General features: G+C 70.7%; 20 protein-coding genes. 8 read left to right on the top strand and 12 right to left on the bottom strand.

What is annotated here, in order from left to right; genetic code table 11:
• The first annotated feature begins 17 nt into the window (after positions 1-17).
• The gene (locus ACIA77_RS27745; RefSeq protein WP_395888920.1) at positions 18-962 is read left to right on the top strand and encodes a GlxA family transcriptional regulator; all 945 of its coding nucleotides are present in this window, start codon (positions 18-20) and stop codon (positions 960-962) included.
• Here the strand turns inward: ACIA77_RS27745 and ACIA77_RS27740 are convergent.
• A complete protein-coding gene (locus ACIA77_RS27740) occupies positions 952-2,934 on the bottom strand; it encodes a glycoside hydrolase family 2 protein (RefSeq protein WP_395888919.1) in 1,983 nt (660 codons plus the stop codon). The genes ACIA77_RS27745 and ACIA77_RS27740 overlap by 11 nt on opposite strands.
• Before the next feature lie 427 nt (positions 2,935-3,361).
• Here ACIA77_RS27740 and ACIA77_RS27735 point away from each other — a divergent pair, with 427 nt between their 5' ends.
• Complete coding sequence (locus ACIA77_RS27735) at positions 3,362-4,297, top strand: MBL fold metallo-hydrolase (RefSeq protein ID WP_395888918.1); 936 nt, start codon at positions 3,362-3,364, stop codon at positions 4,295-4,297.
• A gap of 12 nt (positions 4,298-4,309) precedes the next feature.
• On the opposite strand, the gene ACIA77_RS27730 is transcribed toward ACIA77_RS27735, so the two are convergent.
• The gene (locus ACIA77_RS27730) at positions 4,310-5,224 is read right to left on the bottom strand and encodes a helix-turn-helix domain-containing protein (RefSeq protein ID WP_395888917.1); all 915 of its coding nucleotides are present in this window, start codon (positions 5,222-5,224) and stop codon (positions 4,310-4,312) included.
• 157 nt (positions 5,225-5,381) lie between these two features.
• On the opposite strand from ACIA77_RS27730, the gene ACIA77_RS27725 reads away from it, so the two are divergent.
• Entirely contained in the window at positions 5,382-6,830 is a 1,449-nt protein-coding gene (locus ACIA77_RS27725; protein ID WP_395888916.1) for an aldehyde dehydrogenase, read from the top strand.
• A gap of 55 nt (positions 6,831-6,885) precedes the next feature.
• On the opposite strand, the gene ACIA77_RS27720 is transcribed toward ACIA77_RS27725, so the two are convergent.
• The 10 genes from ACIA77_RS27720 to ACIA77_RS27675 all read right to left on the bottom strand — a co-directional run bounded on the left by ACIA77_RS27720 (position 6,886) and on the right by ACIA77_RS27675 (position 16,889).
• Positions 6,886-7,872 (bottom strand): ABC transporter substrate-binding protein, encoded by a 987-nt coding sequence (locus ACIA77_RS27720; RefSeq protein ID WP_395888915.1) that lies wholly within the window; start codon positions 7,870-7,872, stop codon positions 6,886-6,888.
• Positions 7,873-7,913: 41 nt separating this feature from the next.
• Positions 7,914-8,735 carry an ABC transporter ATP-binding protein gene (locus ACIA77_RS27715; protein WP_395888914.1) on the bottom strand — a complete coding sequence of 274 codons (822 nt, stop codon included), beginning with the start codon at positions 8,733-8,735 and terminating at the stop codon, positions 7,914-7,916.
• A 13-nt stretch (positions 8,736-8,748) separates the two neighbouring features.
• Complete coding sequence (locus tag ACIA77_RS27710; protein WP_395888913.1) at positions 8,749-9,789, bottom strand: FecCD family ABC transporter permease; 1,041 nt, start codon at positions 9,787-9,789, stop codon at positions 8,749-8,751.
• Positions 9,786-10,805, bottom strand: a complete 1,020-nt coding sequence (locus tag ACIA77_RS27705) for a FecCD family ABC transporter permease (RefSeq protein WP_395888912.1) — start codon at positions 10,803-10,805, stop codon at positions 9,786-9,788. Before ACIA77_RS27705 ends, ACIA77_RS27710 begins: the two co-directional genes overlap by 4 nt.
• Before the next feature lie 177 nt (positions 10,806-10,982).
• Positions 10,983-11,399: an Lsr2 family protein gene (locus ACIA77_RS27700; protein WP_395888911.1), complete on the bottom strand. Its 417-nt coding sequence runs from the start codon at positions 11,397-11,399 to the stop codon at positions 10,983-10,985.
• Positions 11,400-11,455: 56 nt separating this feature from the next.
• Positions 11,456-12,034 carry a GNAT family N-acetyltransferase gene (locus ACIA77_RS27695; protein ID WP_395888910.1) on the bottom strand — a complete coding sequence of 193 codons (579 nt, stop codon included), beginning with the start codon at positions 12,032-12,034 and terminating at the stop codon, positions 11,456-11,458.
• Between the two features lie 220 nt (positions 12,035-12,254).
• Positions 12,255-12,638 carry a hypothetical protein gene (locus ACIA77_RS27690; RefSeq protein WP_395888909.1) on the bottom strand — a complete coding sequence of 128 codons (384 nt, stop codon included), beginning with the start codon at positions 12,636-12,638 and terminating at the stop codon, positions 12,255-12,257.
• Between the two features lie 179 nt (positions 12,639-12,817).
• Positions 12,818-14,458, bottom strand: a complete 1,641-nt coding sequence (locus tag ACIA77_RS27685) for a phospholipase C (protein ID WP_395888908.1) — start codon at positions 14,456-14,458, stop codon at positions 12,818-12,820.
• Positions 14,459-14,514: 56 nt separating this feature from the next.
• Complete coding sequence (locus tag ACIA77_RS27680; protein ID WP_395888907.1) at positions 14,515-15,744, bottom strand: Dyp-type peroxidase; 1,230 nt, start codon at positions 15,742-15,744, stop codon at positions 14,515-14,517.
• Positions 15,741-16,889 carry an EfeM/EfeO family lipoprotein gene (locus ACIA77_RS27675; protein ID WP_395888906.1) on the bottom strand — a complete coding sequence of 383 codons (1,149 nt, stop codon included), beginning with the start codon at positions 16,887-16,889 and terminating at the stop codon, positions 15,741-15,743. Before ACIA77_RS27675 ends, ACIA77_RS27680 begins: the two co-directional genes overlap by 4 nt.
• Before the next feature lie 221 nt (positions 16,890-17,110).
• On the opposite strand from ACIA77_RS27675, the gene ACIA77_RS27670 reads away from it, so the two are divergent.
• Genes ACIA77_RS27670 through ACIA77_RS27650 form a run of 5 tightly spaced genes read left to right on the top strand, consistent with a single transcriptional unit; the run spans position 17,111 to position 19,379 of the window.
• On the top strand, positions 17,111-17,374 hold the full coding sequence (locus tag ACIA77_RS27670) for a hypothetical protein (RefSeq protein ID WP_395888905.1): 264 nt from the start codon (positions 17,111-17,113) through the stop codon (positions 17,372-17,374).
• Complete coding sequence (locus tag ACIA77_RS27665; RefSeq protein ID WP_395888904.1) at positions 17,371-17,718, top strand: VOC family protein; 348 nt, start codon at positions 17,371-17,373, stop codon at positions 17,716-17,718. Before ACIA77_RS27670 ends, ACIA77_RS27665 begins: the two co-directional genes overlap by 4 nt.
• 2 nt (positions 17,719-17,720) lie before the next feature.
• Complete coding sequence (locus ACIA77_RS27660; RefSeq protein ID WP_395888903.1) at positions 17,721-18,428, top strand: RraA family protein; 708 nt, start codon at positions 17,721-17,723, stop codon at positions 18,426-18,428.
• Positions 18,418-19,143: an SDR family oxidoreductase gene (locus ACIA77_RS27655; RefSeq protein ID WP_395888902.1), complete on the top strand. Its 726-nt coding sequence runs from the start codon at positions 18,418-18,420 to the stop codon at positions 19,141-19,143. The genes ACIA77_RS27660 and ACIA77_RS27655 overlap by 11 nt, the downstream gene beginning before the upstream one ends.
• Positions 19,140-19,379, top strand: coding sequence for an NUDIX hydrolase (locus tag ACIA77_RS27650; RefSeq protein ID WP_395888901.1), 240 nt, complete (start codon positions 19,140-19,142; stop codon positions 19,377-19,379). Before ACIA77_RS27655 ends, ACIA77_RS27650 begins: the two co-directional genes overlap by 4 nt.
• Positions 19,380-19,654: the final 275 nt, after the last annotated feature.

The following is a 19,654-nucleotide window of genomic DNA, read 5'->3' as shown; positions in this document are numbered from 1 at the left end:
CCAGTTAGCCTGGAGCCGTGCAGAAGATCGCCCTCGTCCTGTTCGACGGTGCCCGCCTCTTCGACACGGCCGTGGTCGACGAGGTGTGGGGCGCGCGCAGCGGTCCCGGCGCCGAGCTGCGCAAGTGCGCCGAGACGAAGGATCCCGTGCGCCTCACCGGCGGCGCCGTGCTGACGCCGGAACGCGGGTTTTCCTGGCTGCGCACAGCCGACCTGGTCTTCGTCCCGGGTTTGGCCGACGTCGACGCGCGCCCGTCACCCGCGTTGCTGGCCGCGCTGCGGTCGGCGCACCGGGCGGGCGCGCAGGTCGCGGGCCTGTGCCTCGGCGCGTTCGTGCTCGGCGCCGCGGGCCTGCTCGACGACCGCCCCGCCTCGACGCACTGGCGGTTCACCACGGAGCTGGCCCGGCGCCACCCGCGCGCCCACGTCGACCCCGGCGTCCTCTACACCGGCGCCGACGGCGTGTGGACGTCCGCGGGCGTCGCCGCCGGCATCGACCTGTGCCTGCACCTCGTGCGCCTCGCCCAGGGCGCCGACGCCGCCGCCGCGATCGCCCGGTCCATGGTCACGGCCCCCTTCCGCTCCGGCGGCCAGGCGCAGTTCATCACCGCCCCCACGCCACCCCCGGGCGACGAACCCCTCGCCGCCGTCCGCGAACGCGCCCTGCGCGAACTGCGCCGCCCGCTGACCGTCGCCGAACTCGCCGGCTGGGCCTCGATGTCCGAACGCACCTTCGCACGCCGCTTCGTCGCCGAAACGGGCACCACCCCGCTGCGCTGGCTGCTCGACCAGCGCATCGCACGCGCCCAGCAACTGCTCGAACGCTCCGCCCTGCCGGTCGCCGAAATCGCCTCCTGCTGCGGCTTCGGCTCGGCGGTCTCGTTCCGGCAGCACTTCACGCGCCAGGTGGGCGTCGCGCCGAGCCGCTACCGGGCGGACTTCCGGCCGGCCATCACGTCGTGAGCGTCCACGTGACGGTGTCCGTGTAGGTGTGCCCGCCGCGCACCCCGGTCACCGTCACGACGTTCGCTCCCGGAGCAAGGGTGACCGGCCAGGTGTAGGTGTGGTCGGCCGAAACCCGGGCGCCCAGGGGAACGCCGTTGAGCGTCAGCGACACCGAGTCGACCCCGTTGCCGTACGCCTTGATCGTCGTGGCGGCATCGGTGCGGGAGGTCCAGCGGCGGCTGGTCAGGTAGACGAACGGTGTCGCCGTCCAGTTGGCCTTGTACCAGTAGAACGCGTCCTTGCGGATCTTGCGGTCGTAGGTGACCAGACCCTTGTCGTTGCGGCCCGGGGTGTCGCCTTCGGTGCGGCCGTCGGAGGCGAAGTCGAACATGTTCCAGACGAAGGTGCCCCACAGGTAGGGCCGGGATTCGATCTGGCGCCACGTGTTCTCGTGCACCAGCGTCTCGTACTCCTCCGGGTGCACGCGCGACGCGATGACCGGCGGCTTCACCGTCGAGTTCTCCACGTGCTGGGACACGCTGCCGCCGGCGCCGTACTCGCTGATCGCGATGCGGCGCGTGGGATCCGCCGCGTGCAGCTGGTCGGTCCAGGGGCCGAAACCGGGCGCGGACAGGTCGTACCAGCCGTAGTACTTGTTGTAGGCCGACAGGTCGGCGTGGTTGGACACCGCGTCCTGGCCGCCCTTGTGGTTGGCGTAGACGGAAAGCCGCGTCGGGTCCTCGCGGGCGACCTGGGCGGCCAGGTCCGCGAGGAGGCCGTTGGTGGCGTCGTCGTTCTGGGCCTGCTCGTTGCCGATGCCCCAGAACGCGATCGACGGGTGGTTGTAGTTCTGCCGGATCAGCTCGGACAGCTGCTGCGCGGCGTTGGCGCGGAACTCGGCGCTGCCGGTGATCCCGTTGACCAGCGGGATCTCCGCCCACACCACGTACCCGCGCCGGTCGGCGAGGTCGTAGACGTGCTGGGACTGCTGGTAGTGCGCGGTCCGCAACGCGTTCACACCCATCTCGTCCATGAGGTCGAAGTCCTGGTCGCGAGCCCGGTCCGCGACGGCCCAGCCCTCGTCGAGCCGGTCCTGGTGGGCGTTGACGCCGTGCAGCGCCACGTGCTGCCCGTTGAGGGAGAACCCGGCGTCGGCATCCACAGTGGACGAACGCAGGCCGAGGGGCTGACCCACGGAGTCGGTGACGCGGCCCGTGCGCGCGTCGAGCACGTCGACCCGCACCTGGTAGAGGTACGGATCCGCCGTGCCCTGCCAGCGGTGCGGCCGCGCGATCGAAAGCCGCTGCGGCACGTCGAGGTCCGTCGAGATCGACGCCGGCGGAGAAACCGCCCGGCTCACCTCGCGGCCCCGCGCGTCCGAGAGCACCGTGCGCACGCGCACCGCCCGCGGGCCACCGGAACCGTTGTGCGCCTTGGTGACCACGTCCACCTCGGCCGCTTCGGCCGTCACCGACCGCTGCGCCAGGTACACGCCCGGCCCGCCGAAGTCGTCCATCCGCACGCTCAACGGGTCGACCGCGACCAGCGAAACGTCGCGGTAGATGCCGCCGAAGAACGTGTAGTCGGCGCTCAGCGGCGCGACGTCGGCGACGGCCGAATTGTCCACCCGCACCGCGAGCACGTTGTCGTGGCCGGGACGCAGTGCGTCCGTCGCGTCGAAGCGGAAGGTCGCGTAACCACCGCGGTGCTGCCCGAGGTGCACGCCGTTGACCCACACGTCGGCGACCGTGTTCACGCCGTCGAACTGCAGCCACAACCGCTTGCCCGCCACCGTGCGCGGCGGCGTGAAGTGCCTGCGGTACCACCCGGTGCCGCGGCGGTAGTCGCCGCCGCCGTCCTGGCCGTCGAGGGCGTTCCAGGTGTGCGGCACGGTCGTGCGCTCCCAGGACGCGTCGGCGAACCCGGGTGCTTGCGCACCGGGCACGTCGGCGCGGACGAACCGCCACCCGGCGTCGAGGTCGGTCCGCACGCGCCCCGCGCCCGGGACCGCGAACGAAGAAACCGCCGGTGCCAAGGAAAAACCCAGAACCACAGCGAGGAGCACGGGCAACCACCGGCGCACGACACCACCCCATCATTCATGGATGTGAATGCAGTCCAACGACTCGAATGGTTCCGCAATGTAGCCGGGCGGTCACAACGGAGTCAACGCGCCAACCGGACAAATGCGCGCCGAACGCCCCGGCACCTCGTCACCGACCTGAGCCGCCGCCCCGGCAGAGGTAGGGTCGGGCCGTCGGCGTACGGAGGACGCCGACGGGGCTGTGCGACGTCGCACACGGTGGGCCTTCTGCCCGCTGACATACGCCCACCTGGTCTATACCATTCGAAGGCCAGTGATCCACTACCATGCAGTGGTCCGGGATCACGGCGGCGCAGCCCACGAGGGGGATCACATGCCCGCCATCAGGCGAAACATCGTCCCGCTCAGGTACTCCGACCCGAGCGTGGTGGCCTACGTCCGCAGTCCGACCGACTGGCTCGTGTCGAACTGCGGCTGGATCCGCGGCCGGTCCGGGGTCATGCTCGTCGACACCTGCGGCACCGAGCGCGACACGCTCGACCTGGTCAAGGACGTGCGCAAGTACTCGACCGTCGAGATGCCGCTGACGCTCGTGCTCACCCACGCGCACGGCGCGCACCACAACGGCGCCGGCGTGGCACTGCGCAACGGCGGGCGCATCCTCGCCGCCGCCTCGGCCGTCTCCGCGGTGCGCGCGGGACCGCAGCGCTACGAGGACACCTTCACGTGCACGAACTGGGGCACGCTCGAAGCCCCGAAACCCGAGGCCGTGCACCCCGTCACCGCCCCGCGCGAAGTCGACCTCGGCGGCGTCGTCGTGGAGGTCGTGCCGTTCCCCGGCATCGCGCACACCGACGGCGACCTGGTGGCCTTCGAGCCCAAGACCGGCACGCTGTTCACCGGCGATCTGCTGTCGGTCGGCTCGACTCCCCTCGCCATCCACGGTTCGGTGCCCGGCTGGCTGGACGCGTTGCACTGGCTCGACAAGACGTTCCCCACCGTCCGCACCTTCGTGCCCGGCCACGGCAGCCTCAGCCACCCCGGCAGCTTCCCCGTGGCCGTGCTGCGCACGTACCTCAACTGGCTGCTCGACGCGACCGCCCCGACCGGCACCACCGACTTCGAAGGCCTGGCCGCGATCGCGCGCCGCCGCTGGCCCACGTGGTCCAACCCGGAGCGCCACGTCGGCAACCTCATGCGCGCCCACGCCGACCAGCACGGCGGCGGATTGCGGCGGGACAAGGCGATCCGCGCGATCCTCGACGCCGTCGGCGGCAAGATCGACCTCGACGCGCGACTCGGCCGGTAGGCCCCGCGACCTTCAGCCGCCGATCCGCCGGCGCAGCCCCGAGGGCGACATCCCGTATTCCGCGCGGAACGCCCGCGACAGCCACGGCTGGTCGGTGATCCCCCACCGCGCCGCGACGGCCGCGATGCCGCGGCTCGCGAGCAGCGGGTCCGCGAGATCGCGGCGCACGGCCTCGAGCCGCAGCTTGCGGACGGTGGCGCCGAACGTCTCGCCGGTGTCCTCGAACAGCCGGTGCAGCGTGCGGGGCGACATGCGCAGCGCCGCCGCCACCGTCGCCGGCGACAGGTGCGGATCGGCCAGGTGCCCGCGGACGTGGTCGAGCACGCGCTCACGCAACGCCAGGTTCGCGCGGCCGGCCGTGAGCCCGGCGGTGCCGAGCGTGGCCGAAAGCAGCGCCACGGCGGCCTCGCGCAGCCGCACCGGCGAGCCGTCGGCGAGCCGTTCGCGCTGCTCCAACGTGCTGTGCAGGCAGGACGCGAACACCTGCCCGACGCCGCTGCCGGTGGCGAACGGGTGCTCCATCATCGCTTCGAGCGCCGGCTCCGGCACCCCGAGCGCCGCGCGTGGAAACGTCATCACGGAGCAGCGGAACTCCCCGTGCAGCGTCAGCTGGTACGGGCGGCGCAGGTCGTACAGCGCGAAGTCGCCGACCCCGATCGGCACGCGCCGCCGGGCCTGCTCCACGAGCGCGCCGCCGCTTTCGACCAGGCAGATCTTCAGCAGTTCGACGGTTTCGGAGCGCGCCGTGCGCGAGGTGCGGCGAACCACCTGGGTCGTGCCGCGGACGTCGTACATGCCGACGTCGTCGAGCTCCATGCGGTCGAGACTGCCCAGGGGGAGCACGCCTTCGTGGCGTTCGGCGCGCAACCCGGCGAAGGACTGCGCGAGCTCGTGACTCCACGCGTCGGCCTGCTGGCTTCGCCCCACGGTGATCTCCCCAGCTCGTTCTGGGCGCAGTCGAGCCAGCATACGCCGGAGGACAACAACTCTGGCGCGCTGCGACAACTGCCGCGGAGTACTCCGCGCGACCCTGTGGACCGCGCCGCAACGGGGCGGCGCCGGAGTGGCCGAGGAGTTTTCCCAGGTGAAGCACGTACACGACGCCCTGTTCATCGGCGGCGACTGGACGGCACCGTCCACCGACGCCACCATCACCGTGCGGTCCGCGAGCACGGAAGAAGTGATCGGGCAGGTCCCGGAAGCCGGGCCCGCCGACGTCGACAGGGCCGTGGCCGCGGCCCGCGCCGCCCTGCGTGACCCGCGGGGCTGGGCCCACTGGGAGCCGGCCCGGCGCGCCGACGTGCTGGACCGCTTCGCCGCGGTGATGGCCGAGCGCAGCTCGGAGTTCGCGAACCTGGTGAGCGCGCAGAACGGCATGCCGATCGCGAGCGCCGCCATCCAGGCCGAAACGGGTTACCCGGCCGGGCTGTTGCAGATGTACGGCGGCATCATCCGCGAGCAGCCGGTCGAGGAAACGCGCCACGGCGCGTTCGGCGGCCGCGCCCTGGTCCGCCGCGACCCGGTGGGTGTCGTCGCGGCGATCGTGCCGTGGAACTACCCGCAGACGCTGCTGTTCTTCAAGCTGGCCCCGGCTCTGGCGGCCGGGTGCCCGGTCGTGATCAAGCCGTCGCCGGAGACCTTGCTCGACGCCTTCCTGCTCGCCGAGGTGCTCGAGGACCTCGGGCTGCCGCCGGGTGTCGTGAGCATCGTGCCGGGTGGCCGGGAAACGGGCGAGTACCTCGTGAAGCACCCCGGCGTGGACAAAGTCGCGTTCACCGGCTCGACGGTCGCGGGCCGCGCGATCGCGTCGGCCTGCGCCGAGCTGCTGCGGCCCGTCACGCTGGAGCTGGGCGGCAAATCGGCGGCGATCATCCTCGACGACGCCGACCTCGCCGGCAGCGTCGAAGGCCTGTTCGTGGCCACGATGATGAACAACGGCCAGACCTGCTTCCTCGGCACGCGCGTGCTCGCACCGCAGGGCCGCTACGCGGAGGTCGTCGACGTGCTCACGGACATGGCATCGGGCGCGGTGGTCGGCGACGCGCTCGACCCGGCCACGGCGATCGGCCCGATGGCCAGCTCCGCGCACCGCGACCGCGTCGAGGGCTACATCGCGAAGGGCAAGGCCGAAGGCGGGCGCGTGACCACGGGCGGCGGCCGGCCGAGCGGGCGCGACGCCGGCTGGTTCGTGGAACCGACGATTTTCGCCGACGTGGACAACTCCGCCACGATCTCCCGCGAGGAGATCTTCGGCCCGGTGCTGTCGGTGATCCCCTACGGCGACGTCGACGACGCCGTGGCCATCGCCAACGACTCCGACTTCGGGCTCGGCGGCACGGTCTGGACCACCGATCCCGAACGCGGGCTCGACGTCGCGCGCCGCGTGGAGACGGGCACGATCGGCGTCAACACCTACCTGCCCGACCCGGTGGCGCCCTTCGGCGGCGTGAAGGCCAGCGGCCTCGGGCGCGAGCTGGGCCCGGAGGCGCTCGGGAACTACCAGCAGTTCAAGACGGTGTACCTCACGGCCTGACGCGAAAGGGGCGCCCCGGCGGAGAACCGGGGCGCCCCTTGTCGTCGAAGTCCGGTCAGGCGAGGAACTTCTTCAGGTCGTCGAGGACCCGGTTCGCGCCGATCGGGCCGAGGCCGAGGAACCACACCTCGTCGTCGACGCGGATGGCCTTCTTGTTCTTCACGGCGTTCAGCGAAGCCCACAGCCCGCTGCTGGTCACCGCCTTCTCGTCGGCGTTGGGGCCCGCGCCGTAGCTCGAGTAGAAGATCCAGTCGCCGTCGGCTTCGTCGATGCGTTCGCGCGAGATCTGCTTGGCGAGCTCGTTGATGTGCTGGTTGGCCGGGCGCTGCAAGCCGACGTCGGAGAAGATCACGCCGATGAACGACAGATCGCCGTAGATCCGGATGCCCGTGGAGTGGAAGCGCAGCAGGGAGATCTTGGGGTCGCCCTTGACCTCGGCCTTCACCTCGTCGGCCTTCTTCTGGTACGCGTTGAGCGCCGCGACGGCCGCGTTCTCCTTGCCCAGCGCCGCGGCCACCAGCAGGAAGTTCTCCTTCCACGGGAAGCCCGGGCGGATGCTGAACACCGTCGGCCCGATCTTCGACAGCTGCTGGTACAGGTCGTTCGCGCGCAGCTTGCTGCCGAGGATCAGGTCGGGCTGCAGCGACGCGATCTTCTCGAGGTTCAGGTTGTTGGTGTCGCCGATCGTCGGAATGCCCTTGGCCTTGTCGGCGAGGTAGCTGGGCACGCCGGTCTGGCCGGCGGTGGTGGCCATGCCGACGGGCGTGACACCGAGCGCGAGCACGTCGTCCAGCTCGCCGCTGTCGAGCACGACGACCCGCGTGGGCGCCTTCTCGATCTTCGTCTGGCCCAGCGCGTGGGTCACCGTGCGCGGGAAGACACCCGGGCCGACGTCGGCCTTGAGCTTCGCGGTCTCGGTGTCGGCGGTGGCGAACAGGCGGCCGCCGGTGGCGACGTCCTTGTCCCCGACCCCCGACGTCGTGGTGTTGGCGGGCTGGCTGCAGGCGCCCAGGAGCGTGGCGGCGGCGACGAGGCCGGCCACCCTGGTCCATCTGGCGGTCCGTCCGGACATGCGGTTCCTTCCTAGGGCTGGGTGGTGGGGGCACCGGCGCGGTGGCGGCCGATCGGGACGACCATGGGGGTGCCGGAAACCGGGTCGGTGATGATCCGGGACGGCATGCCGAACACGCCCTCGACGAGTTCGGCGGTGAGGATGTCGCCGGGGGCGCCCTCGGCGGCGATCGACCCGTTCTTCATGGCGATGAGGTGATCGCCGTAGCGGGCCGCGAGGTTGAGGTCGTGGAGCACGATCACGACGGTCGTGCCGTCGGAGTGGTTGAGGTCCGCGATGAGGTCGAGCACCTCGACCTGGTGGCTGATGTCGAGGAACGTCGTCGGCTCGTCGAGCAGCAGCAGCGGCGTGCTCTGCGCGAGCGCCATCGCGATCCACACGCGCTGGCGCTGCCCGCCGGAGAGTTCGTCGACCGGCCGGCTCGCCAGCTCGACGGTGTCGGTGGCGAGCATCGCCCGCGCCACCGCGTCTTCGTCGTCGGCGTTCCAGCGGCGGAACACGCCCTGGTGCGGGTAGCGGCCGCGGCCGACGAGGTCGGCGACCGTGATGCCCTCGGGCGCGGTCGGCGACTGCGGCAGCAGGCCCAGCACTTTCGCGACGTCCTTGCTGCGCAACGAATGCAGGCGCTCGCCGTCGAGGAACACCGCGCCCGCGGCGGGCGCCAGCAGGCGCGCGAGGCCGCGCAGCAGCGTCGACTTCCCGCACGCGTTGGTCCCCACGATCATGGTGACCTTGCCCTGCGGGATCCGGACCGACAGGTCCTTCACGACCGTGAGCGGCCCGTAGCCGAGCTCGAGGCCTTCGGTGTGCAGCGTCGGTGCGGTCTGTGTCACGGTCAGTTCCTCCTCAGACCCGGCCGGCCCGGTTGGCGGTGGCGAGCAGCCACAGCAGGTACGGCGCGCCGACGGCACCGGTCACGACACCCACCGGCAGCTGGGAGCCGAGCAGGTGCTGCGCGGCGAAGTCGCCGATCAGCGTCACGAGAGCGCCGGTGAGGGCGGGCGCGACGAGGCCCACTCGGGCGCCGCCCACGAGCCGCGTCGCGATCGGGTTCGCCACGAACGCCACGAACGCGATGGGACCGGCCACCGCCGTGGCGAACGCGGCGAGCGCGGTGGCGACCAGGAGCAGCAGCAAGCGCATGCGTTCCACCCGGAGGCCGAGCCCGGCCGCGGTGTCATCGCCGAGCTGCAAACCCGTGAGCGCGCGGCTCAGCGCCAGCGCGGCGGGTCCCAGCACGACGAGCGCGATCGCGAGCGGCGCCGCCTTGTCCCAGCTGGTGCCGTTGAGGTTGCCGGTGAGCCACACCAGGGCCTGCTGCGCGAGCGTCACGTCGGCCCACGTCATCAGGTAGGACACGACGCTGGCGAGCACGGCGCCGACCCCGACGCCGATGAGCACGAGCCGGTAGCCGTTCACCCCGCCGCGGCGGGAGAGCACGTAGATCACCACGCCGGTCACCAGCGCGCCGGCGAACGCCGCCACCGACAGCACCGCACCGGACACGCCGAACAGCACCAGGCAGATCACCGCGGCGGCGCTCGCACCCTGCGTCACGCCGATCACGTCGGGGCTCGCGAGCGGATTGCGCAGCAGGCGCTGGAAGAGCGCGCCGCCGAGTCCGAACGCGACACCCACGAGCACGCCGGCAACAGCGCGCGGCAAGCGCAGGTCCGTGACGACGTAGGCACCGGCGCCCGTGCCGTCGCCGAAGAGGATGCCGGGCAAGTCGCCCAGTGGCACGGAGAAGTCGCCGACCGCCAGTGACATCGCGAAGACCAGCACCAGCACCAGGAACAGCACGAGGGACACGAGCCGCGCCCGCACCGCGCCCTGGCGGCGGGCGGCTTTGACGGCGCGGAGCGCTTCGGGCAGCTGCGTGCTCACACCTTCACCAGCTTCCGGCGGCGCACCAGCACGATGAACACCGGCGCACCGACCACGGCCGTCACCACACCCACTTGCACCTCCGCCGGCCGCGCGATCACGCGACCGACCACGTCGGACACGAGCAGCAGCAGCGGCGCCAGCAACGCCGAGTACGGCAGCAGCCAGCGGTGGTCGGGCCCGGTGATCAGCCGCGCGACGTGGGGCACGGTCAGGCCGACGAACGCGATCGGGCCGGCGATCGCCGTCGCCGATCCACAGAGGACGACCACCGCGAGCGCGCAGATCGCCCGCGCCAGCGGCACGTTCTGGCCCAGCGCGCGGGCCGTGTCCTCCCCCAGCGCGAGCGCGTTGAGCATCCGCGCGGAAACCAGGGCGAGCACGACGCCGACGACGATGAACGGCACGGCCTGCGAGATCGTCGCCGCGTCGCGTCCGGTCAGGGAACCGACCTGCCAGAAGCGGAACTGGTCGAACGTGGTCGAGTCGGTGAGCAGCAGGCCGCTCGTCACCGACTGCAGCGCCGCCGTTACCGCCGCGCCGGCGAGCGCGAGTTTCACCGGCGTGGCCCCGACCCGGCCGAGCGCGCTGATGCCGTAGACGACAACAGCGGCGGCGGCCGCACCCGCGAAACCGAACCAGACGTATCCGGTGACGCTGCTGATACCGAGCGTGCTGATGCCGAGCACCACGAACAGCGCGGCACCCGCGTTGACGCCGAGCAGGCCCGGATCGGCGAGCGGGTTTCGCGTGGCGCCTTGGATGATCGCGCCGGACAGTCCCAGTGCGACACCCGCGAGCACGCCGGCGAGCGTGCGCGGCAGGCGGAGTTCGTGCACCACGAGGTGATCGGGGTTCGAGGCGTCGTAGTGGAACAGCGAGTCCAGCACCGTCGCGAACGACAACCCGCGCGACCCCACGGCGATGCTCAGCACGACGACGAGCACGAGCGCAACCAGCAGCACCACGAGACCCGCCGTGAGGGAGAACGTTCTCGGGCGGGCTCGGTCAGCCACAGTCGGTTACCTTCGCTCACAGGACATTAGGCTTGGCTACCCTACCTCTCGCGCGCGAGAACTCGACTGTCGCCTAAGTCACCTGAACCGACCGGCCGGTTCGGCCGTGTGCGGTGTCCCGGAAACGCCGAAGGGGTCCGTCACGACCGTGACGGACCCCTTTCGCGGAAGCTCGGCTCAGGCGTTGGCCTTCTTGCGCGGCGCGCGCTTGCGGACCGGCTTGACGGGGGCCTCTTCGACCTCGATCTCCTCTTCGCGCTCCTCGAACGCCTTCACGATTTCGGCGGGGAGACGGCCGCGGTCGGAGACCTTGAACCCGTTCTCCTCGGCCCATTCGCGCATGAGGCGGTTGCGCTCCCGGTCGGCGGCCGACGACGTCGCCCGCGGTGCCTGCCCGGCGGCCATCCGCACCTTGCGCCCGCCGACGCGACGCGAAGCAGCCACGTACCGCGCCAGTTCATCGCGGAGCGCGGCAGCGTTGTCTTCGGACAGATCGATCTCGTAATTCACACCGTCGAGGCTGAAGGGGACGGTCTGATCGGCGATGCTGCCGTCGATGTCGTCCACCATCTCGACGTGAACCTTCTGCGCCATGGTTCGCGTTCCTTCACCTTCTACAGGACGTGCCTGGGGGAACCTTATCGTGTCGACTAATGCGCCGCGGCGCTGGACGCCCATTCCTGTCCGGTCAGCGCGTACGCGACAGCGCCGTGTTCCGCGCCTTCCAGGTAATCGGGCCACTCGGGGAAGAACGTGCGCACCAGCTTGAGGCCCACCTTCTCCAGCACCCGCCGGGAACGGGTGTTGATCACCATCGTCGCCGCGACGACCCGCTCGGCACCCAGTTCCGCGAATGCCTTCCGGACCACCGCACGCAGGCCTTCCGTCGCGAATCCCCGCCCCCACACCGACGGCAGCAACCGGTATCCGACTTCCGCGCCACCGCCTTCGAGCGCGCGAGGCGTCGCCGGCCGCACGGAGAACCAGCCGGCGAATTGACCCGTCGCCGAATTCTCCGCGGCGAAACAACCGTGCCCCGCGGGCAAGTCGCGGTATTCCGCCAGGAACCCCGGAAGCGTCCGCCCCACCACGACTTCGGGCGGCAGCGGCCGGCCGTCGTCGATGTGGCGCATCACCTGGGGATCACCGAGGAGTGCCACGAGCGCCCCGGCGTCGGCGGGCGTGAACGGGCGCAACAGCAGTCGCTCCGTTTCGGCCCACGTCGACATGGCGGGGATTTGACCAGTGCCGGTACCCCTGGCGCAAGGGGCATTTTCCGTTCTGTGTCCTTCCGGCGCGAAATCGCACCGGGAATACGCCCTCCGGCGGACCGGAAGACACCCAGCCACCCCGCCAACACCACCCGCGACCCGCCGACCCCACCGGCGCACACCGACACCCCAACCGGAAATACGCCCTCCAGCAGACCAGAAGACACCCGGTGCGTGCTCAGGCGCGCTGGAAGCCGCCCAGGTGCTGCGGGAACACGGTGATCGGCACGCCTTCGCCGGCGAAGGCGTGGAGCAGGTCCAGGATCGGCTGGGTGGGCTCGCCGTAGACGCGGATGGCCGTGGTCGCCTCGAGGGTTTCGCGGTAGGACTCGTTCGCCTCCGCCGCGAGCACCGCCAGGTGGTGCTCGAACGACGCGGCATCCGGGTGGATCTGCACGTACTCGACTTCCGTGCCGTCTTCGCTGAGGTACTCGTGGAACCCGAGGACCCGCGGCTCGCGCTCGTCGATGAACCGCACCCACCCCGGCACGCGGTTCTTCTCGGCCTCCAGCTTGCCCTCGCGCACCCGATTCGTGGCGATGAAAACGAACGGTCCTGACACGGGAACCACCTCCGTCTACTACCTAACCAGTTGGTTGGTTATCTGGCCAGGCGTCGTACCGGAGAGACTCCCCTACGAGGGCCGGCACCGGAACCGCCGCGCACGACCCCGGGAACGGCCGAAGGCCACCGGATTCGCAAACCCGGTGGCCTTCGGATCAAGCGAACTGACTAGCTGCTTCAGTGGTGCCCGTTCTTCACGACAGCGCCCGTCTTCGGGTCGAGCGCGACCTTGTCCGCCTGCGGGTGCTTGAAGTTGAACATGTTCCACAGCCCGCCGGCGCGCGAGTCGAACGACGAGTCGCCGATGCGGCCGGTGAACCAGTTGTCCTCGACGAACTGCAGCACCGAGGTCTGGTCCGTGCGGGTGTGGTCCACGAAGTTCACCTTGCTGTAGGGCGAGATGACCTGCAGCGGCAGGCGCGGGCCGTAACCGCAGCGGTCGGCGTACTTGCCCAGGGTGGTCTTCGTCCCCGTGCAGACCGACTGGTCCTGCGCGGCGTCCTGCGACCCGTTGATGATGGTCGAGGACTGGTGGTCGTACCAGCCGTCCGAGTCGTCGTAGGCGAGGACGATCGCCGTGGACTTCCACTCCGGCGACTGCTGGATCTTGTTGATCTCGCTGACCACGAACTGCTGCTCGTCGAGCGGGTCGGAGTTGGCCGCGTGGGCGTCCTGGTAGGCCGGGGCCTTGAGGAAGCTCACGGCGGGCATCGAGCCGGCCTTCAGCGAAGCGTCGAAGTCGGTCGTGTCGTACTGGTGGTTGGCCTGGTCGGTCTGACCGATGGCCTGCACCGACGACGGCGGGAGGTGCTTGGGGTTCGCCGTCGACTTGTAGTACTGGAACGGCTCGTGGTGCGGGCTGTAGTCCGTCACCGGGATGCCGCCGACGTTGTTGTGCTGCGCACCGCAGACCGCGAACCCGTTCTGGGTGCCGGTCGGCTTGAACCCACCCTGGAACCAGCCCCAGGTCACGTGGCGCTGGTTGAGCAGGTCACCGATGTTCTTGCCCTGCATCGAGGCGAGGTTCTCGGTGGCCGTGTGGTTCTTGTCCGCGCAGTCGTCCCACGCGGGGTCCGGGTCGTTGATGACCGTGCCGACGCCGTTGGCGTCGGGCGACGCGACCACGTACGAGTCCGACGTCGGCTGGTGCGTGACCGACGTGACCGCCTGAACCCCGTGTGTCTGGCCCGAGATCAGGTTGACGGCGCCGGGGGTGGACGGGCCGAACACCGTGTTGTAGGAATTGTCGCTCATCGCGTAGTTCTGAGCGTAGTTCCACATGCCGGTGACGGTGTTGCCGTCGTAGTAGTCCATGACCAGGCCCGGCTCGCCGAAGAGGATCGGCTGGCCCGTGCACTTGTCGGTCTCGGTCTTCTCGACGAACTTGTCCATCTTGCCGCCGTTGAACGCCGCCTGCTCAGCACCGTAGGAGTGGTTCTGGTCGCAGGTCAGCGCCTGGTCGGGGCTGAGGCGCTTCGGGTCGTAGGCGTTGGGGTTGTTCGTCAGCAGCTTCTTGTCGAGGCCGTTGACCTTCGGGGTGTTCTTCGCGGCCTTGAACGGCGTGCCGTTCTCGTTGGTCGCGTTCGGGTAGGTCCCGAAGTAGTGGTCGAACGAGATGTTCTCGCCGAAGATCACCACGACGTGCTTGATCGGGGTGAGCGTCGGCATCCACGACGCGGGAAGGGCGTGCAGCGGCTGCGCATCCGCCGACGTCGCCGCGGAGCCGGTGACGATCGCCAGGGCCGCGGCCGAGGCGAGCGCACCGGCACCGAGCAGGCGCCGCGTGTGGCGCCGCCGTCTGCCGATTCCTTTGTCCACTGGGGAATCCTCCTGATCGGTGATCTGGTGGGAACTGCACTTCGGGAAAGCCACGGTCAGGCGAGCAACGCCCGGCCGTAGTGGTCGTCGGAACCGGTCACCCCGGGCAGCGCCAGGAAGTAACCGCCACCGAACGGGGAGATGTAATCAACCAGCGGCTCGTCGATGAGCCGCTTCTGGACCGCCTCGAACTGACGCTCGAGGTCCTGCTGGTAGCAGGTGAAGATCAGGCCCATGTCCAGGTTGCCGTTGCTGTCCACGCCGCGGTCGTAGTTGACGGCGCGGCGCAGGATCCGGCTGGAATCCGTCTCCGGCTTGCGAGGGTTGGCCAGGCGGATGTGGCTCGTGAGCGGGATGACGGTGCCGACGGGGTCGTCGGCGTAGCGCGGCACGTCCTGCTCGTTCGCGCCGTCGAGCGGCGCACCCGTGTCGCGCCGGCGGCCGAACATGTTCTCCTGCTCGGTGAGCGACACGCGGTCCCAGAACTCCACGAGCATCCGGATCAGCCGCACCACCTGGTACGTGCCGCCCTTCGTCCACGCGGGTTCACCGCTGCCGTCGCCCAGCCACACGAGGTGGTCGAACTCGGGCTCGACGGGGTTCGCGATGCCGTCCTTGAAACCCATCAGGTTGCGCGGGGTGCCGGACGGGCGCGGCTGCGACGCGAACCCGTTCACCTTCCAGCGCAACTGCATCCCGCCGCGGGTGGCGCGGGTGATGTCGCGCAACGCGTGGAGCACGGTGTCGGTGGAGTCGGCCGAGAGCGTGAGCGACAGGTCCCCGTGGCACTGGGCGTCGTCCAGCGCGTCGTTGGGGAACATCGTCATCGGCTTGAGCTTCTTGGGTTTCTTCGCCGCGAGGCCGTAGCGGTCGTCGAACAGCGACGAGCCGACGCCGAGGACCACACCGAGGTTCCCGGGCGGCACGACCGGGCCGAGCACACCGGAATCGGCGGGCGGCGCGGTGATGCCCAGCGCCGCCGGCGCGCCGCCGGTGGTGAGGAACCGCGCCCGGTCGGTGATCTCTTTGAACAGGTCGGTGAGCTCGCCCTTGTTCTCGGCGGTCACGTCGAACGACGCGACGACGGCCTGCGCGGGCGGCTGGCGCACGATCGCGGCCTGGCGGTCGCCGTGGAACGGCACGGTGGCAGGGCCGGAACCGGCGGCGCTCGCGGCGACCGTGCCGGCCCCCGCGCCCGCGACGGCCGTGAGACCCGCACCGACGACGGTGCGGCGCAGGAAGGTGCGGCGCGAGGACTCGGCCGGCTCCCGGTGGTTGGCGGTCACGAAACCCTCCTGGGCTCGGCGATGGCCGCGATCGGGGCGAGCCGCTCGGTGAGCTCGCTGACGTCGGCGTTGATCTTTTCGCGCTGCGGCTGGGAAAGCGCGGACACCGGAGGCCACGAACCGTCGGGCCGGCGGGCCGCGTCCAGCGTCGCTTCCGTCCGCTTCAGCCAGCTGTCCACACCGGACAGTTCGGGATAGCGCGGGGCGAGGACGGGGCGCAGCACGTCGAGCACCGTCTGCACGCCGTCGAGGTTGGCCCGCGTGGTGGCGAGGTTGGTGCCGCTGCCGTAGTCGGTTTTGGCGGTGAGCTCGAACTGCAGGGAGTTCTCCACGATCTCGTGGGCGCGCAGGCCGAGGTCGCCCGCGTCGACCTGGCTGTTGGGGAACGCGGTGCGCAGGTTTTGCACGTCCGTGGCGAGCTTGTCGGCGACGGCGCCGAGCGAGCCCATGTCCTCGTTGTGCCAGAGGCCGTGTTCGAGGCGGTGGAAGCCGGTGAAGTCCGGGTCGCTCGTGCCGCCGGGCAAGCCGGCGGTGGTCCCGTTGATCGCGCCGTCGGAGTCACCGAACGCGTCGTACGCGGCGCCGAGGCGCTCGTAGGTGAGGTGTGCGGTGAGCCAGGTGGACTCGCTCGCGGTGCGGTCGCCTCGGTGCACGGCGTCTTTGAGTGCACCGACATCCGTGACCAGCTGGTCGAGGCCCTGGGTGACCTTGGCTTCGTAGACCTTCAGTGGCTGCAACAGGTCGTTCTGGGTCACGGCCGCGACGCCGGGGCCGCGCTCGGTGCCGCCACTCACCGTCGTGGCCGGGCCCACGATCGCGGAGGAGTCCTCCGGCAAGCATCGGAAGGCGTAGGTTCCATTACCGAGTGTCACCGACATCGGCCGGGTCGTGCCGGTGCCGAGCCCCTCGACCTCGCCGTAGATCACGCCCGTCTTAGGGTCGATCAGATCCACTTCGGACGTCACCGCGCCGGTGTTGTGGAAGTGGAAGGTTTGCGGACCCGGCTTGGGGTCCGTCCAGCCCTGACCACAGTCGGAGCGGGAGATCTGGATCTCCGGATCCTGCGCAGAGGCACCGTCGGGCCAGACCGCGAATGCGATTCCCACGGCAGCCGCGACCACCAGCACGCCGGCGGTCCCGACCATCCAGCGGGTACGTACAGACCCCGGCACGCACACTCTCCTGCCACTCGTTCGGACTACCGGGAGGGAATTATGCGTGCGGAAAGTGAAGAAACAGGGGGTCGAGACCACTCCCCGCCCGGGAATTCACCAGGACTTCAACCAGAAACTCGCGAAAGGGGATAATCACACCAAAGCACAGTGGTGCGTTAAGTCCTGTTCGCAACTTATGGCGGGTTTGGGGAGTGGGGCGTCAGCAGCCCGCGGATGGCGCGGCCGAGGTCCTGCCGCGGGCAGCGGGAACGCTGCCGGGGAAAGGCATTCGCCGTGAAGCGCGTGCCGGTTTCCTCGGGAAATGGGCGATCGCGGTGCCCGGACTGGCCGTCTGCCGGCTTCGGCGCGCGCCGATTCCGGTTGAGCGGACCCGAATGCGTGAATCCGGCAACGACGTCGTGGACTTGCGAATCACGTTGCGCGGCCGCGGCGGACGCGGTTGGCTCGCCGGATGAGCTACCGCAGTGTGACGCCCCGGATGGTGGTCGCCGACCCGGCGGCGGCCGTCGCGTTCCTGGTCGCGGTCTTCGCGGCCACCGCCACCACGCCCGAGCACGGTCCGGCCGAGGTCCGGGTCGGCGACTCGCTCGTGCTGGTGTCGGGCGTGTCGGCGGAGCGGGACGAGTTCCCGGCGTTCCTGTACGTCTACGTCGCCGACGTCGCGGGCACGTACGCCCGCGCGCTGGCGCAGGGCGGCACGTCGGTGGAAGCGCCGCGCGAAACCCCGTACGGCGACTTCCGCGCGATGGTGCGGGACCCGTCCGGCAACGTGTTCCAGCTCGCGGCGAGAAAGGCCTGACGATGGACAACGGCGAACTGCACCGCCGGTTCGAGGCGCTGACCACCGCGCACCTCACCGACGGGTGCATCCGGGCGCGGCTGCAGGTGCGGTGCGCGCCGGCCGGCACGCACTCGACGGTGCCCGGCGGCCGGGTGGCCGGGCGGGTGCTGCCGGCGCGGCACGTGGGCAGCGTCGACGTGTTCCTCGAAGCGCTGGGCGGCGCCGAACCGGGCGACGTGCTCGTGGTCGACAACGGCGGGCGCCTCGACGAGAGCTGCGTCGGCGACCTCGTGGCGATCGAGGCGGCGACGGCGGGCGCGGCCGGCATCGTGATCTGGGGCCTGCACCGCGACTCCGCGGACCTGCGCGCGATCGGGCTGCCCGTGTTCAGCCTCGGCTCGATCCCGACGGGACCGCTGTCGCTCACCTCGCGGCCGGCGGACGCGCTCGACTCCGCGCGGGTCGGCCCGTGGGAGGTCACCCCGGCCGACCTGGTGTTCGGCGACGACGACGGCGTGGTGTTCGTGCCCGCCGCGGAGGCCGACGACGTGTTCCGGCTCGCGGAGTCCATCCGCGACACCGAGCGCCGCCAGGCCGACCTCATCCGCGGCGGCACGACGCTGCGCGAACAAGTGCGGTTCGCCGAATTCCTGCGAACCCGCGCGGACAACCCGGCGCTGACGTTCCGCGAACACCTGCGCGCCGTGGGCGGAGCCGTTGAAGAGTAAGCCGGTAGCACTGGTCACCGGCGTCGGCCGCCGCGCGGGCATCGGTGCAGCGATCGCCACCCGACTGATGGCCGACGGCTGGACCGTGGCGTGCTCGTACTGGGGCGCCTACGACGCCCGGATGCCGTGGGGCGCCGACGAAACCCGCCCCGGCGTGGGTTCGTTCGAGCTCGAGGCCGACCTCGAGGACCCCGCCACGCCCGGCGCGCTCTTCTCCTCCTTGGTCACCGAACTCGGCGACGTGCGGGCCCTCGTCCTCGCCCACTGCGAATCCGTCGACTCCGGTTTCCTCGACACCCCGATCGACAGCTTCGACCGCCACTTCGCCGTGAACACGCGCGCGAGCTGGCTGCTGATGCGCGAGTTCGCCACCCGCTACCGCGGTCCGCACGGCGCGGGCCGGATCGTCGCGCTGACCAGTGATCACGTGGCCGGCAACGTTCCTTACGGCGCCAGCAAAGGCGCCTTGGACCGGCTCATCGTCGCCGCCGCGCGGGAACTCGGCCACCTCGGCATCACGGCCAACTCCGTCAACCCCGGCCCGACCGACACGGGCTGGCTGGACGCCCCGCTGCGCACCGCGCTCGTCGACCGCACACCCCTCGGCCGCCTCGGCACCCCCGCCGACTGCGCCAACCTCGTCTCCTTCCTGTGCGGCCCCGACGGCGGCTGGCTCACGGGCCGCGTCCTGACCAGCGACGGCGGGCTTTCGTGACCAAACTCCTCGCCTACGCGTGGCTCCCGCGCGGCACGACGGTCCTCCTCCTGCGCCGCACCCCCGGCACCTTCCTCGGCGAACACTGGGAACTCCCGGGCGGCACCGCCGAACCCGGCGAGGCACCGGAAGCCACCGCCGTGCGCGAGGTCGCCGAAGAGACGGGCCTGCGCGTGCGCCTCGCCGGCGAACGCGCGCGCCTCTCCTGGCCCGACCTCGCCGGCGCCGCCCCTTGACCATCCGCGCCCGCGTGTACACCGCCACCGAACCCGCTCCCCATGGCGCGGTCACGCTGAACCCGTCGGAACACGACGCGTTCACGTGGGCCACAGCAGAGACCGCCTTGTCCCTGCCTCTTTCTCCCCACGTGCTGCGGTTGTTCACTTAGTACTGCAACAACACTTCGTGATGGCCGCGTCGTTGGTAGTGGCTGGCACGTGCTCGGGCTTGGCTGGTTCGTCGCCATTTCGACCAGTGCATCGCATGCTGGATTGTGTGGCGGATCGGTGCG

The sequence above is a fragment of the Amycolatopsis sp. NPDC051903 genome, assembly GCF_044452505.1.
In the GTDB taxonomy this organism is placed as follows: Bacteria; Actinomycetota; Actinomycetes; order Mycobacteriales; family Pseudonocardiaceae; genus Amycolatopsis.
Note: the sequence above shows the minus strand (reverse complement) of the source record. Positions and strands in the feature narration are given on the sequence as shown.

What these genes read in the sequence shown, in the direction of transcription:
- ACIA77_RS27660 (WP_395888903.1), top strand. Translation starts at nt 17,721, where the DNA reads ATGGACAACGGCGAACTGCACCGCCGGTTCGAGGCGCTGACCACCGCG.
- ACIA77_RS27695 (WP_395888910.1), bottom strand. Translation starts at nt 12,034, where the DNA reads ATGTCGACGTGGGCCGAAACGGAGCGACTGCTGTTGCGCCCGTTCACG.
- ACIA77_RS27700 (WP_395888911.1), bottom strand. Translation starts at nt 11,399, where the DNA reads ATGGCGCAGAAGGTTCACGTCGAGATGGTGGACGACATCGACGGCAGC.
- ACIA77_RS27675 (WP_395888906.1), bottom strand. Translation starts at nt 16,889, where the DNA reads ATGGTCGGGACCGCCGGCGTGCTGGTGGTCGCGGCTGCCGTGGGAATC.
- ACIA77_RS27735 (WP_395888918.1), top strand. Translation starts at nt 3,362, where the DNA reads ATGCCCGCCATCAGGCGAAACATCGTCCCGCTCAGGTACTCCGACCCG.
- ACIA77_RS27665 (WP_395888904.1), top strand. Translation starts at nt 17,371, where the DNA reads ATGAGCTACCGCAGTGTGACGCCCCGGATGGTGGTCGCCGACCCGGCG.